This window comes from Microcoleus sp. FACHB-672, from assembly GCF_014695725.1.
GTDB lineage: Bacteria > Cyanobacteriota > Cyanobacteriia > Cyanobacteriales > Oscillatoriaceae > FACHB-68.
This window is the reverse complement of record NZ_JACJOU010000023.1, coordinates 100,439-116,347: the sequence shown is the minus strand read 5'-3', so window position 1 is coordinate 116,347 and position 15,909 is coordinate 100,439. Positions and strand designations below refer to the sequence as shown.

Below are 15,909 nucleotides of genomic sequence, written 5' to 3'. Positions count from 1 at the left end.
CCCATCGAGAATTGCTGGTCAAAAATCAAAGGGATATTGCGGACGATAGGAGCAAGAACTTATCGAGCCTTGGATGAAGCGATTACACTAGCCTACCAACAAGTGTCCTCTCAGGACCTTCTTAATTGGTTTACTCACTGCTGTTACTGTACTTCATCTATTTGAGGAACGCTATAATAGCAGGCTTTAAGCCGGTTTTAGCCGCAATCGGCGCGAGTTTTTCTTGCACCTGCTTAAAAGATTGCACTTCTCGCTTAATATTTTCTTGGATGTAATAACCAACTTCTTCGGTGAATAAAATATCGATAAAAAGTATAGCTTCTGGAATCTCAAGATTATCAATTGCCTTAGCAATATCCACACGGCTGAGCGTTCGCAATTTCGTCTGAATTTCTGACTCTTGAGGCTGAATTATATTCCGTTGCACCAGCACATCCCGCCCTGCCAAATCCGAGGCAATGTTTGACAATCTTTGCGAGGGAATTTCTGACATTCTTGATGAACGGTTAAACCCGTTTGTCGAGATCGTAATATTTCCTTGCCGGTAAACACCTGTGGGAGACATCGGCACCTCAAAGCGAGGCGAAATCAAGGACGATCCTGTTGTGATCGCCGCCGCCGTTCCGTTTGTTGCCCCATCCCCCACCACAAATGGGGCCGTTCTTCCGCCGGCATGACGGATGCTAATATCTCCTCCACCAAACGCATCCACAGAGGAAATGCTGGCATTAACGTTATTGCCATCCCTAAAGCCATTACCCACGCGCAAAAAATTGCCGGCTTGCAAGTTAACTTCACCGCCGGCAAAATCTCCCACCCCCTGCGTATCAATCGCAGACAAATCGATATCTGTTGCAGAATTAAGGTTAACGCTACCGCTATTGCCGCCATTGTTGCCGGTGTTAATTGCACCGAGAACGGTAATATCTGCGCCGGCAGTGAAGTCAACGTTACCCCCAGCAGTCGCAAGCGTGTCGATGGTAATTTCACCGGCAGCTTGCAAAATTGCCGGTCCCCCAGCTGTTGAGATTTCCCCAGCCGTAATGCCATTAGCCAAGGGTGACGCTGATGGGACAAATGCAGTCCCGCCGGATGTCTGGTTCGGTGGCACGTTGGCCACATCTCCAAGGGCCGGCACCCCTGACCGCAAAATCAAAGCCGCGCTGCTGCTGAGAGTAGCTGCATCAGGGTCAGAAGCGTCTGGCAGTGCTGTATCTGGGCCGGTGATGTTGATATTTCCCGCGACAATCTCGCCTGTGGCTTCCACTTTCAGTGAAGTGCCAGTGTAGTTACCAAAGTTAACATTGCCGGTGGCGCGGATAATTGGGTCATACAAGCTGAGAAAATTACCGAATTCTCCCTTTAAATTGATGATTGAAACATCACCCCCCGACAAAAAGTGAGCGTCTCCCGAAATTGCGCCATCGCTGATTAAGCTAAGATTTTGGCCGGCTTGCAAAGCGGCTTGCGGGTGGTTGAGGGCGAGAATATCGATGCCCAAATTCCCGCGAAGTGTAAGATCGCCGCCGGTTCGGGCGTTGAAGGGTTGGTAAAGACTGTCTCGGACTCGAATCGTATCTCCCGCCAGCAAGTTCAAGTTGCCGGTACTTTCCAAGGTGCCGGTGGTGAGGGTGAGGGTTTGTGCAGCAGATAGGGTAGCGCTGCCGGCAGATAGTAAAGGGCGATGACTCAGAGAAAGTGGATTGCCGGCGATCGCAATATCTCCAGGTTTCACCGGCACTTCTGTTTGAGCATTCAAAGAAGATGTCATGCCGGTTAGCCTCACTTCACCTGCCTCCGTGACGATAATTTGTGTTGCGTGGCCAAGAGGAGTGCCGGTGAGCAATTCTGGCAAAGTCAGCGGCGAAATTTGTGCCGGTTCTATGCTGGCTATCGCGGGAAGTTCTAAACTCAAAACTTGTCCAGTTTGGGAAATCCGAATCCGATTTGTCCCCGAAACTGAGGCAATCGTGATATTTCCTTGGGGTGCAGAAAGAGTGCCGGTGCTAAGCACTGTACCGCCCAGCAAATTTAAATCTTTTGCAGCCGTTAAATTACCCAAATTAAGAATACTTCCCGTTGGAATTGATGCAAAATCGAAGGCAAGCGGATCACCCACTAAACTTGCATAATCATTTGTCCCAAACGCCCGAAACAGCCCAGAATTAAATCCTATAGACGTTGCCGTTGTTGCCGTGAAAGAAGCCGGAACATTCAAAGTGGCGCTGGGGCCAAATACTATGCCGGCAGGATTGATTAAAAATAAGTTAGGGTTGCCACCTGTTACAGTAATTAACCCATTAATTAAAGAAGGTTCCTTTCCGTTAATTCGTGTTAATATATTATGAACATTAGGAGTAGAAAGAAAGTTTACGATTTGCTCATTTGAGAGTCCAAACTTTTGAAAAGTGTGAAATAAATTTCTTCCATCCCCAGAAGTTTGGCCTCCAGAGATGTCATAACGATTGCCGGCAGGGGTGACGGTGGTGCCGGTGCCATCATTGGCGGGGACGATAGGCTGAGCCAGAGTTTTTCCTACAACGGTGCCGGTAGCAAGCCAAACAAGGGCACTTGCAAAACAATGCCCCTTCACCTTGATTTTCATAATTAAAATTTGCTACCAGTTTTATCGGCTTAATTTTTGATTGATGGCATCTAGTATCTTACCTCGATCAGCCACTCATCACTCAACCGAGTAAGCTCAGCATAGAACACCAGTCTCGTAGAACTGTTTGACAAATATAAAAAAACTTAAATACTGTAGGGGCATAGCATTTGGGGAACAATTGATCACGATCAGCGATGATTTTTGTACCCGAACACTATGCCCTGTGGACTGCTCAATTTATCGGCTTGGTGGGTTACGAAACTTACACACCGGCATCAGGGCCAAAATACTCAGGCGTGAAACTTCCATGCAACCCATAAGGCACATGATGCTTTAAATGCAGACGCGCCACCGGCCCTTTATTTAAGTCACGCGCATCTAAAATCACCACATCAGAACGATGGTGAGCGCTATCATAAACCAACATAATTAGCCAGCCATCATCCTCAGCCATACTACCCGGGCGCGGTACAAACACCGGCTCACCCGCAAACCCCCGTGGTGCCGCACTCCAAATTTGGCGAGCTCCTGTTACCAAATCAATTTTTAGCACAGCTTGCAACGGCGCATTGCCGGTGGGAGCATCCGCCGCACCAATATATAAGTATCGGTAAGCGCGTCCCACATTATCAGGATGCAACGTCGGAAACTCACAACACCGGCTTTCCACCACCTGATGCCGTACCGATTTATCCTGCAAATTCACCTGCAACCGCCACAATTCGCCGGCAGGAATTGCATCAAAATCAACGTCGCGGAAGTCTCCATCTGGATCGACGCTGGGGAAAGACTCATAACAAACCGAGTCCACAAAGATGTTATCCCCTTCTTCCCAAGCATTCGCATGGTGGAAGACAAAACAAGGCTCAGTGTCTAAAACTTGAACCTCACTTTTACCATCACGGGGAATAATAATTACTCGCGTCGGTTGATTAGGGTTAAATTGCAAACATTGGCCGGCGCTCCGCATTCCTAACAAGAAAGGCAGAGGATTTAGCGAGACAGGATTTTGGAAAAAGATGCAGTAATTCGGCGTAATCGCCATATCATGCAGGAAAGCAAAACCAGGAACCGAGTGAGCATGACGCTTTACAACCTTGCCATCGGCGTCTAATTCGTAAATCGTAATCGTGGTGGAAAGTCCGGGTTTGACAGAGAAATTAACCAATCTCTGCTCCCCATTTTCCGGCCTCTTTTCAATTCGGGGATGAGCAGCAAAAGCGTCCCCGGCTTTTAAAACACCATCCAGCGAATCTAACCCAATTGTTTCTAAGGTATGAGGATTGAGCCGATGAGGTTCAGCAGCTTCCCATAATGCCAGAAGTTTGCCACCCCAATAAATAATGTGAGTATTGGCAATATTCTTCATCTTGATATCAAAAATATTAGCCAACCAACCCCCGGCTTTTTGCGTGCCGAACACGCCCCGATGGAGAATTTTACCGGCTTTCTTTTCTGCTAAATAACCCTCAGTATGGACAAAGCGGTTGCGGAAGTGGGCGCGACCATTAGAAAACCCAACTGAACACACCATGCCATCGCCATCAAACGGATGGTGGATGCGTTCACCATTAACATCCAGCAAACCGGGTCCATTACGAAAGAAAGTCCCGTGAAGTTCCGGCGGAATTTTACCTTCTATGTCATCAATCCAGTAGTCATGTTCATTCGGTTGAGATTCATAACCGCGCTGCCAGTCATTGCGGTTGTAGGGCACTTTTTCAGAAGTGGGTGCTGGCTTAATAATCTGTAGATCCTGCATGATTAAAACCTCTTGTTTTCTAATTTTTGAGCAGCAGAATTAGGCAGATTAACTAAACAAAAATCTGCGTTAGCCTGTGGCAGGCTGCGCTATTATCTGCGGTTAATTCCTAAACTCCAAAGACACAAACCCTTAGCAGATTATCTGCCTACGCCTCACGGCACGCTGCGCTATCATCAGTCGAGTGCTTATCAGACAAACCCCCCACCGGCAACAACTCCGGCATAAAATCCGGGGCAAGATGCTGTCCCACCGGCTTAGCACCGCTAAACCCAGGTTCAAGAGCCGGTAATGATTCTGCAGCCGCACCTTCTCCATCACTTTGAGCACTACTTGCCGGCAGCAAACCCAGAAAAGGAAGCGGCAGAAGCGTCGAAAGATTAGTAATCAGAACCAACAACCAAAGTTTGTCAAAATTAGTCTGAGTGATACCAAACCAGTGCATCAACAGCGCACCAAATTGATAAGAAAGCAGCCCTGCCAAATTCGTTACAGACATTAGCAAAGCGAACAAAGTCGCTTCAACACCGGGTGGACAAAGACGTGCAGCTAACACCAACACCGGCATATAAGCGATTTGCCCCATGACTGTCAGCACCAAGCTGTCGCCCAAGCTAAACCAATGGTCATCAATTCCTAATGCGCGGTTAGCATGGGTAACCAACAATAGAGTTGTCATCCCCAAAGCGGCTGAAATTAAAGTTGACCAGCCGAAAATGGTGCGAAAGGGGACAGATTTAAAGAAGCGCTGAAATAACCAGACGCCGGCGAGAGAGGCAAGGCTGGTGACAAGGCGCACACGACCCAGAAATTCCGGTTGAAAGCCTAATTCATTGGTGGTGAAGTAGAAAAAGGCAGCATCTGCGGTTGGCGTGACTTGCAAGATAAAGAGAAAAGCCGTAGGCATCCAGATCGCTTTCTGGGTAATCGCTTGACGCAGTTGCCCAATTTGCTGCTTGACTGTGTCGAAGTTGGGTTGCTCAGTCACCGGCGACTCGGCAATTAACCAAGCGACGGCTGAGACGATGAGGGGGAAGGATGCCGTGATCAGAAAGATGGTGTGGGTGCTGAAATGTTGGAGTAAGGCACCGCTAAAGTAGGCTGTGATTAATGCGCCTAGAGAAGAAGCGCCCCAGCAGACAGATTGCAGCGAGCCGGCAGTGCTGGCAGATTCGTGCCGCGCCCGTTCCACCACCAGGGAGTCTACAATCACGTCACTCACGGCAACGGAAAGAGAACTCAGGGCGATCACAGCGGTAGCAGCCCAGGCGTTATGAACGACAGTCGCGAGGGCTACCCAAGCGGATGTCCCTAACAGCCCTGATAGAATAAGGTAGGGACGCCGGCGGTAGCTAAGAATGGGTAAGCCATCGGAAATAAAGCCAAACAGAGGTTTGACGATCCAGGGCAAAGCCACGACTCCAAACAAAACAGACACTTCGGCAGGACTCAACCCCAGTTCGTCTTTGAGAAAGAAACTGACGGCGAGACGCGATAACCCCAGAATTCCTTGAACGAAATAAACAAGTAAGATTGCGATTAATTCTGGGGTTGGCTCATTGCCAAAAAACACTTTTTCTGTTATTGATTCTTTGAACTTGGCTATGCCAGAGGAAGAAATCAACATTTGATTAAAATTCATTAAGAAGTTTCAACTTTTATATCATACCGTTCTAACTGAGTGGCTGCCGACTAGGGGGGATGTAAATAAGCGGCCACAATCGAGAAATATCGGTCTTTGGTAAGAAGACAACAATCGGATAAATACCGTGCCGGTGCTATCTTTTCAAAGAGTTATTTGCATCAAAAAATTTGAAAGTTCCATAAATCTAGTCGGTACTACCCAGTATAAGAGCGTCCTCAAGCGGTTTATCAGATACCAGATGCGAAACTTAGAAGCAAGAGAGCCGGTTCAACAAACAAGCAGTAATCTGTATAAATTGGAGGATATTTCTGAGGAAGTTCTAAATTTTACGAGTATTTTCAGGAAAATCAGGCATTGTCCCAGCATTTGTGCATCAGCATAAGCGCAATATCGATCAGGCAGAGCATTAAGTTCTCAAGTTTTGATGAGGCTGATAAATTTTTGCCGGCAGCCACGAATCAAGATTCATAGGGGAGAGTCATGCCGGCAACTTTATTGATTAGTCCGTTTATGGAGATAAGCGACTTTATTGATTAGCCCGTTTATGGAGATAAGACCGAATACTTTTCTGGGGAATGCAACCAATAAGATATCAGTCCTGGCAGACTTCCTACTTAAAATCGAGATGCGTCACACCTTCCCACCCTTGAGGAACACCATAGTGCAGATATTCCTGGCATCGTTTTACATAAAGCATGGCAGCCTTATCCTGGGGATTTATCGTTAATAGTTCTTGAAACTGTTGTTTTGCTCCCACAAAATCTTGCCGGCTATAAACCTTAAAAGCTAGTTCAAAAAGCTCTCTTGTTTTGCTCTTTAACGAGTTTGACGAATTCAATTCTTCATCATACACTTCATAGACTGCAACCGCTTCACTTTTCCCTTTTACCCGAACCCGATCTAGAAAGCGATAGTTAATGTTTGGCAAAATAGCCAATTGAGCAATTGTCTGTTCGCTCACCAAAATACCTGCTCCATAAACCTTAGTTAATCCTTCCAACCGAGATGCTAAGTTAACGGCATCAGAAATCACGGTTGTGTCCATGCGTTCTGATTCACCAACGGTTCCGAGCATTAAATTTCCCGTATGCAAGCCTAGGCCAATTTTAATGGGAGCATAACCGACTTTCAGACGATGTTGGTTATAGATACTCACTTCTTTTTGCATCGCCAGTGCTGCCGAGACAGCGTCCGAAGCTGACTCAGGAAACAAAGCCATAATCGCATCACCGATGTATTTATCAATAAATCCTTTATGCTGGCGAATTAAGGGGCTAACGCGGCTTAAATAAGAGTTGATAAAGCTAAAAGTTTCCTGGGTAGTCATGGACTCTGACAGCGCTGTAAAGGAGCGAATATCAGAAAACATGACGGTCATTTCTTGTTGCATTTGATCCCCAAGGTTGACATCAATAATGCTTTCTTTTTCTAAGAATTTGAGAAAATTATGTGGAACAAATCGCCCATAAGCAGAAGTTAATTTAGCTAAATACAAATGCGTTTTAATTCGAGCTAGCATTTCTTGCTTTTGAATCGGCTTGCAGAGATAATCATTGGCTCCCGATTCAAATCCTGCCACAATATCTGCAACTTGATTTTTGGCGGTTAACATCACAATCGGGAGTTCATGTGCGGGAAAGCGTTCGCGAATTTGTTGGCACACTTCATAACCCGTCATTTTCGGCATCATCACATCCAGTAAGATGAGGTCGGGAATAAAACCTTCTTGAATAATTTCCAGAGCTTCTTGTCCGTTACTGGCTTTGGTAATTGCATAATTGTAGAGAGAGAGAATGTTGACAAGTACCTGAAGATTAACGGGTTCATCATCAACAATTAATACTTTGAATTGCTTTTCATTCAGCGTTGTTTCAGAATCTTGTCGTGCTAAAGGAAACACTAACTCTAAAGGAATACTATCAGAAATAGCAGATGTCGATTGAGCCGATTTAACTTGACATTGGGAAATAGGTAAGGTAAATGTAAATTGCGAACCGTATCCTAATTGAGATTTAACCCTAATTTCCCCTCCGTGCAATTCCACCAGTTTTTTCGTCACAGCAAGTCCAAGCCCCGTGCCCCCATATTCTCTAGCGGTAGAACCTTCGGCTTGTTCAAAGGATTCAAAAATACTCTCAAATTTATCTTCAGGAATACCTATTCCTGTGTCAGAGACAGTAATTGCTATTTTTCCGGTTTCAGTTGTTAATTCTGGCTGAGTGTTGACGGCTTCTGCTGAGAGGGTGATGGTTCCATAGGGGGTGAATTTAATCGCGTTGCCGATGAGGTTGTGCAAAATTTGTTGCAGACGATCTTCGTCCGCTTCTACGAGGGGTAAAGCAACGGGAATGGTGTTCACGAGTTGCAATTTTTTATTGGCGATTAAGGGGTTACTCAGGGTTAAAACTACCTGGGTAACAGCTCGTAAGTCTACGGGTTTAAGTTGTAGTTCTAAGTTCTTGTGCCTGAGTTTAGAGAAGTCGAGAATATCATTGATTAACCTTGATAGGCGACGACCACTAGAGGCAATTAAGCTAAGGTTTGCTGTGGTGGCTGCCGGCAATTGGCCGGTTGCTCCATCTATGAGAGATTCGGCAATGCCAATGATGCCGTTGAGGGGTGTTCGCAGTTCGTGAGAAGTATTTGCTAAAAATTCATCTTTGAGTTGATCTAGGCGCTTTAATTCTTCGTTTTGTGATTCTAACCTGACAAATGATGATTTCAATTGTCCAGCCATGCCGGCGAAGGACTGGGCTAGGGTTTTTAGTTCGCTAATCCCTTTGACGACAATCACACGATCAAATTCCCCTTTGGCAATGGCTTGCGAGGCTTGGTTTAATTTGAAAACTGGTCGGGTAATCCAGCCGGCTGTGAGAATGCCGATGCCGGTGGCCCCGCATAAAGCAACAATACACAGCACAATTGTGGTGCGGGTATTGTGGTTTATCTGTTCCATAAAATCTGCTTCTGGAACCACTACAACAATCAACCAATCTAGACCTCGATTGTCACGTAACGGAGTTATCTGAAGAAATTCCTGCTGGTTCTTTAGCTCGAAGGTGAGAGACTGGCTACTATTAATTTCCTTAAGGTTGCCAAAGTGCTTAATTAAATGCTCTGCGGTGGAGCGAATTAAAATATCTTTGCTTTCGGTCGCTTTCACCCGTTCTGCTTGACCATTTCGCATGACAAACGGTTTATCAAGCGTAGAAGAAGCAATCAACAATCCGGAACGTTCAATGATGAAGCTCTGTGCGGAAGGGCTAATTTTTAAGTTGCGGAGAAAGTCACCAATTTGTGAGAGAAATAACGTCGTTCCTAAAACGCCTAACTTCCTGCCTTTCTTGTCGTAAACAGGAACAATGGCATCGGTTACAACTTCCTCTGTACCATAGCCGAGGTAAACGGGACTCCATCCCGGTTTACCTTGTTGCATCGCGGATTTATACCAAGGGCGTTTTCGAGGATCGTAGGCTCCATTATCTCTTAAAAGTTTGTCTCGGTGGCCTTTGCTATTTACCGTGTAGGTAGACAAGCGATATTTGGTGGAGGCGTCGGCGGCTTCAATGTTAAGGGTGCCATCATCACGAACTCGCGCGACCCCAAGAAACTCTCCAAACTCATTACCCCATTGAATATAGCCCACCGCTTGAAACAAGTTGAGCTGTTTCAATAAGTAGCTCTCGATGCTCCTTAAGTCTCGCGGGCGCAATAAACCCTCCTCGATAGCATCTAGGTTGATCTGATTGACAATGTGGGGGGTTTCTAGGTAGGGACGAAAGCGTTCTTCAATGCGAGCTGTGGCAGCGCTTTGCAACTGAGCAGTCAGCTCATTGACTGCCTTTTGGCCGTTGCGAAACGACAGCCAGCCGGTCAATCCCACTGCGGCAAAGATTTGCAGGATGAAAGGAACAATGAGAACGGCTTGCAAAGGAATCTGCCTAGGAAATCGGGCAACTAAACGGTTTAAAAATTGCGTTGACATGGGGGTGAGCCGAGTATGCTGTAAAAAAAAGTATAAGGGAGTTGCACAAGCCTTATATGGGTTAGCCCAGAGTGTTAGAAAATAAAAGACAATGTAAAAAGAATTTAATAATACATATTGATTTTAAATTTTTATAACACTTACTATTCTTCTATAATGATTGAATTACTGACCAAAACCAATCAATAGCTGTTTTTTGCTGACAAAGCTAGTGTTTATACTTAAACCTAAAAGTAAAATCTTCTATAAATAGCTGAAATAACTTTATTTTTCATCTTGTTATTGAAGGATTTTACGGCTGGCGTATGTACCATTATTGCAACACAGGATGCAGTAGAATTTAGCATAAATATTCCATAAAAATTGTTTTATTAGTCACTTTTATGAGCAGCAAGTGAGTGGAAGGACTGGTTTGGACAACTGCGGATATGTTAATCCTGAAACCGGCTTGTTTTGGGTAGGTGACTACTCGCTGTAAGCAATCTATAAAATCATCTCAAGACAAAGGAAACAACATTACTGTAAGATAGATGGCCGGCACACCCACTCAAGAATTCGGTAAGATCCAAACAAAGACAGTGGGCTGGGTTCTGGCAACCAAAAAATTTGGCTTGCCCTCATAAAAAATATTATCGGTCAGCGTGTAATTTTATAGAGGTGGTAAAAATGGGCAGATGGCAAACAGGCTCGGCATTCCTTGCAGCCTTGGGACTGACAACCGGCAGCCTCGCTCCCTTGGCAATTCACACCCCAGCCTTAGCCCGCACAACCTTTGAAGATGTGCAAGGGCATTGGGCGCAATTGTGCATTGAACGATTGGCACAGCAAGGGGTTGTCACTGGTTATCTCGATGGTACATTCCGTCCGAATGCGCTGATGTCGCGGGGCGAATTTGCCACAATCGTCGCTCAAGGGTTTTTTAGTGCGCCGGCAGTCGGCCAAGATGCCCCATTTTTTGATGTTCCCACCCGTACCCGCACCGGCACCGCAGTTCGCACTGCCCGTCAAACCGGCTTTCTTGACGGCTTTCCCAGTGGCGTCTTCCAACCCAATGAACCCCTGACTCGTGTTCAAGCAATCGTTTCCTTAGCCAATGGATTAAACTTGGCACCGACTAACTTTGCCGTCAGCGAGTTGGGGCTGGTTTATGATGATGCGAAATCGATTCCAAATTATGCCCTAAATTCAGTCGTGGCGGCAACAGAAAGAGGTCTGATTGTTAACTATCCGGAAATCCGCTTCCTTCAACCCAATCAGCCGGCAACACGGGGGGAAGTCGCAGCCTTTGTCTGTCAAGCGCTTGCTAGTGCGGGAAAAGCTTCGCCGGTGGCGCAGCAGTATGTCGTCGCCCCCCCAAGTTCTGGAGGCGTCCAAACCAATGTTCAAACCTCTCCCAACGGACAAGTGCGGGCGCAACTTACTTATCAGAAAGAAAATTATGTGTTCAGCAACCTAAGCGTCAAAGTTGAACGAGCCGGCCAAACGTTGCTAGATACTCCGTTGCCGATTGGTAGCGGTGTCAGTTCTTCTCTAGCATTTCGATTGGTTGATTTAGATGGAGATACGGAACCGGAAGTCTTAATTGATTTATTTCCACGCGGGGAAGGCTGCTGTACTTATTCCTTGATTTATCGCTATCTTCCTGCCTCTGGGCAGTATACCTATCTGCAACAACCGTGGGGATATGCCGGCTACAATCTCAGAGATTTCAATCAGGATGGTGTCCCTGAATTTGAAAGTCAAGATCCGCGATTTGGCTTGCAATTTGCTTCGACTTATGAGGAAGCAGCAGCTCCGATTCAAATCTGGCAATACCGGCAAGGGCAGATGTTTGATGTTACCCGTCAATATCCGAGTTTAGTTGCAGATAATTCTAGTAAGTTATTGCAAGATTATGAAGACCGGCTCAGTCAAGGTCAGGATGTGAGGCCAGTTCTAGCCGCCTATCTAGCTAATCAATTCTTACTCGGTCAAGGTCGCGAAGCTTGGAGTGACGTGCAGAGTAATTATGGCGGCAGTGATCGCACACAATATTTAGAAAATTTACGCGGATTCCTTCGCAGTATCGGCTATTCTAACTAAAGAAAGTTAGGCTAAAAAGAGGAAAAGAGACAATCGTTTTGTTTGTGTAAATTTTCTAAAACATGAAACCGAAAGTAATGCTCACTCCCCCAAAAATAAATTCTCTGGCTAATAGCAAAAGCCTAAAAACACGGCTTATAAATGCCGCTGGGCAGAATAATTTTTTCTCGTCAGTTGGATTGATCCAACTGGGGCTAGTAGTCGGGGATTCTAGTTTCAAGGGGGTGGGCCGGCAAAAGGAAAATATTACAACAACACAGGATGCCGGCAAAAATTTCAGGTTGAAAGATATCTTCCTGATTGCAGTTTCCATCTTGCTTTTACCAGCACCAGCACCGGCAGCGTTTGTGCAACCAGAACGCAGTCAAAAAGGCATGGTTGTCTCGGCTCATCCTTCGGGAAGCGATAGCGGTTTGGCAATGTTGCAACAGGGTGGCAATGCAGTCGATGCAGCAGTGGCGACGGCTTTTGCAATTTCTGTGGTTGAGCCATTTTCCGCCGGCATCGGGGGCGGTGGGTTTTTGCTGCTGCACCAAGCCGGTACGGGGGATGTGAAGGCGTTGGACTTTCGGGAACGCGCACCACTGGCGGCAACGCGAGATATGTATCTGGATGAAACCGGCAAGGTGCGCCCGAATTTGAGTATTAACGGACATTTGGCGGCGGGTGTGCCGGGAACGGTTGCCGGTTTGTATGAAGTTCACCAGCAGTATGGGAAATTACCCTGGAAAACGGTGGTGCAGCCGGCGATTCGTCTGGCGGATCAAGGGTTTGTGGTAGGCCGGCAGTACGTGACCTCAGCAGAAGCTCGCAAAGAGGTACTGCTGAGTAACCCAGCCGCCCGCGAGATTTTCACCCTCAATGGGAGGATGTATGCGGTGGGAGAGCGTTTGCAGCAGTGGAGTTTGGCCCAAACCTTGCGGAATATTGCCGCAGATCCCCAGAGTTTTTACACCGGCGTCACTGCCCAGGCAATCGCCGCAGATATGGCGAAAAATGGCGGTTTAATCACCCTAGAAGACCTGAAAGCTTATAAACCGATCTGGCGCGAACCGCTGTGTGGGGTGGCGTTGCAAGTGGAAATTTGCTCGATGCCGCCGCCTTCTTCGGGTGGGGTTCACCTGTTGGAAATTTTAAATATTATCGGAGATACGGATTTAAAATCTCTCGGTTGGCACCATCCAGACGCATTGCACCTAATGGCGGAAGCCATGAAAATTGCTTATGCGGATCGGTCTAAGCATTTGGGTGATCCAGACTTTGTGAAGGTGCCGGTGGCGTCGCTGATTAGCCCAGATTATGCTAAATTACGGCGTCAGGAAATCGAGATGGGACGAGCCAGACTGGCAACGGAAGTGAAGCCGGTAGATGCCGAGACGCTGAGCCGGTTTGCTAAGGGCGAATCTCAAGATACCACGCATTTAACCGTGGTGGATGCAGAGCGCAATGTTGTCAGCTTAACCTTTACCGTGAACGGTCGCTTTGGTGCCGGCGTCGTGGCGGCAGGAACCGGCATTCTGCTTAACAATGAGATGGATGATTTTGCGATCGCATTGAATACGCCGAATCTTTTCGGATTAGTGGGAAGCGAAGCCAATGCGATCGCACCGGGGAAAACGCCGCTTTCCAGTATGACGCCGGTGATTGTCAGGGAAAATGGCAAATTACGGATGGCTGCCGGCGCTCCGGGTGGCAGTACCATTATCACTACAGTGTTGCAAATTGTGTTAAATGTGCTGGTTTATGAGATGGATGCCGGTGCTGCGGTTTCTGCGCCGCGTTTGCATCATCAGTGGTTGCCTGATCAACTGCGGGTGGAACCTTGGGGGTTTGATCCGGCAACGCTAGACGAATTGCGTCGGCGGGGTCATCAAATTGACGTGCAACCCGTTTGGGGAAATGCCAATGCGGTTGTGGTAACGCCGGATGGGACATTAGAAGGAGCAGCCGATCCGCGTGGGGAAGGTGCGGCGCGGGGGTTTTAAGTCTTGAGTGGGAAAATGGCAGAAAGTGGGAGAGTGCGATTGAAATTTATTGCATATTGGTGATCGCTCGAAGTTGCTGGAAAAACCATTAATAAAAAAGACAAAAGACAAGTTTTTACGCACATCTGGGAAGATGGAATGTAATCGCCCTTTGGTATCCATTATGGTTACAAAGGTACAAGGCTTGTTGAAGTTGGGAATCTGGGAGTAAAGAGTCATGCAATTTGTGTCCGACCCACCGATCACCGTGAAAATCCGCAAGATGAATGAACGGGTGCGGTGGCGGCACTCCCTGATTGCCGAACGTTCTATCGATCAAACCCGAATGGTTGTGGACGATGGCAAAGACGACTCTCCAGACTTTTCATTTTTGGTTGTGGGGGATAGCGGATCGGGCCGGCATGGCAGTCAAAACCCGCAACGGCAGATTGCAGAACAAATGGCGGCACAGCGAGACTCTTGCCGTTTCGTGCTGCACACCGGCGACGTAATTTATCTCGTGGGATCGAAGGAATATTACTCAGAAAACTTTATCAAGCCTTATCGCGAGTTTCTTGCCGGCGGCGAGCATCCTGACCGCATCACTTATGACAAGATGGTGTTTAACTTGCCGTTTCTGCCGGTGTTGGGCAATCACGATTACTATGACTTGCCTTTACTCTACGGTCTGGTGGCCTTCGCTGCGATGCCAATCCGCCGGCTACTGCAATCTCGGCTGGATCTTGATGTGGGTTTGCATGGTTCAGAGCAAGGTAAAGCGTATGCAAAAGCGTTCCTCGATTACCTTCAAGGCGTCAACGATTGGGAGCTGGGAAATCATTTAGACCAGCATTACACTGCCAAAACTGAAACCGGGCGATGTCTGCGTTATGAACCCGGACGTTTTACTCGTTTACCCAACCGTTATTATACGTTTCGTTACGGCGGAATTGACTTTTTTGCGCTTGATTCCAATACCTTTAATGGACCCCCACCTTTACCGGCAACTAAAGAAGGGGATGCTTACCGCCAACTGCTAGAAAAGCGCCGAGATGAATTAGAGCGACAAAAAGTTGAAATTGCCGCAACTTCGTCTCGTCTTAACCGTAATGTACCTGATGAAGCAGAACATCTCGACGATTTACGGACTAAGTTAGAGCAAATTGAAGAGTTAACGATTGATATTAATAAACAACTGGCAGCCGACGCAACAACGGTTACTGATTTTGAACAACTCGATTGGCTCAAACAAAAACTTATTGAATCATGGAATACTGAAGAAGTGCGCGGACGGGTGATTTATTTTCACCATCCTCCCTATGTGACTGAGGCAACAAAGTGGCAGCAGGCACAGACTTTAACGGTTCGCCGGCATCTGCGTTGGGTGTTGGATGGGGTGTCTGTGGTCGTTGGAGATCAGACGCAGGGACGTCCCCTTGTCGATTTAATTTTAAACGGTCACGCTCACTGCTTGGAATATCTTCGCAGCGATGACACCGGCCACGCAGATTCTAATCTTAATTGGATTGTTTGCGGTGGCAGTGGTTACAGTCTGCGCCGGCAGCGGGAAGAAGGGCCAGATTTGATGGAAACTTTCTGGGAAAGTGAAGGCAAGGATATACTAAAAGTCGCAAAGTCTCAGCTTTTTATCGGTCGCAACGGACAAGGTTCTAAAAAGCGCCGGCCTTATTCTTTTCTGCGAATTGATGTTAAGGAGGGCTGTCCGCCTAAGTTTATCGTCCGTCCGTTTATTTCCGAACGATTTCAGCGGCAATGGACAGCTCACGAAAGCGACTCCTTTGAGATTTAAATTTGAGCCGGCGAAGGAAAGGCGGAACAAAAAAATTGTGAAAACCCTCAACT

At 47.0% G+C, this 15,909-nt stretch carries 7 protein-coding genes and 1 pseudogene; 4 read left to right on the top strand and 4 right to left on the bottom strand.

Annotated features, from left to right (window positions below):
- A pseudogene (locus H6F56_RS26500) lies at positions 1-165 on the top strand (IS630 family transposase); the annotation flags it as partial.
- On the opposite strand, the gene H6F56_RS19375 reads toward H6F56_RS26500, so the two are convergent.
- From H6F56_RS19375 to H6F56_RS19360, 4 genes are all read right to left on the bottom strand, one after another.
- On the bottom strand, positions 158-2,605 hold the full coding sequence (locus H6F56_RS19375) for a filamentous hemagglutinin N-terminal domain-containing protein (RefSeq protein ID WP_190671416.1): 2,448 nt from the start codon (positions 2,603-2,605) through the stop codon (positions 158-160). The pseudogene H6F56_RS26500 and the gene H6F56_RS19375 overlap by 8 nt on opposite strands.
- A gap of 265 nt (positions 2,606-2,870) precedes the next feature.
- On the bottom strand, positions 2,871-4,370 hold the full coding sequence (locus H6F56_RS19370; protein WP_190671414.1) for a carotenoid oxygenase family protein: 1,500 nt from the start codon (positions 4,368-4,370) through the stop codon (positions 2,871-2,873).
- A gap of 148 nt (positions 4,371-4,518) precedes the next feature.
- Positions 4,519-5,997: a folate/biopterin family MFS transporter gene (locus tag H6F56_RS19365; RefSeq protein ID WP_190671441.1), complete on the bottom strand. Its 1,479-nt coding sequence runs from the start codon at positions 5,995-5,997 to the stop codon at positions 4,519-4,521.
- A gap of 628 nt (positions 5,998-6,625) precedes the next feature.
- Positions 6,626-10,000 carry a hybrid sensor histidine kinase/response regulator gene (locus H6F56_RS19360; protein WP_190671412.1) on the bottom strand — a complete coding sequence of 1,125 codons (3,375 nt, stop codon included), beginning with the start codon at positions 9,998-10,000 and terminating at the stop codon, positions 6,626-6,628.
- Positions 10,001-10,666: 666 nt separating this feature from the next.
- Here H6F56_RS19360 and H6F56_RS19355 point away from each other — a divergent pair.
- The 3 genes from H6F56_RS19355 to H6F56_RS19345 all read left to right on the top strand — a co-directional run bounded on the left by H6F56_RS19355 (position 10,667) and on the right by H6F56_RS19345 (position 15,856).
- Positions 10,667-12,082: an S-layer homology domain-containing protein gene (locus H6F56_RS19355; protein WP_190671410.1), complete on the top strand. Its 1,416-nt coding sequence runs from the start codon at positions 10,667-10,669 to the stop codon at positions 12,080-12,082.
- 62 nt (positions 12,083-12,144) lie between these two features.
- Positions 12,145-14,067, top strand: coding sequence for a gamma-glutamyltransferase (ggt, locus tag H6F56_RS19350; RefSeq protein WP_242032081.1), 1,923 nt, complete (start codon positions 12,145-12,147; stop codon positions 14,065-14,067).
- Between the two features lie 217 nt (positions 14,068-14,284).
- Entirely contained in the window at positions 14,285-15,856 is a 1,572-nt protein-coding gene (locus tag H6F56_RS19345; RefSeq protein WP_190671408.1) for a metallophosphoesterase family protein, read from the top strand.
- Positions 15,857-15,909 lie beyond the last annotated feature (53 nt).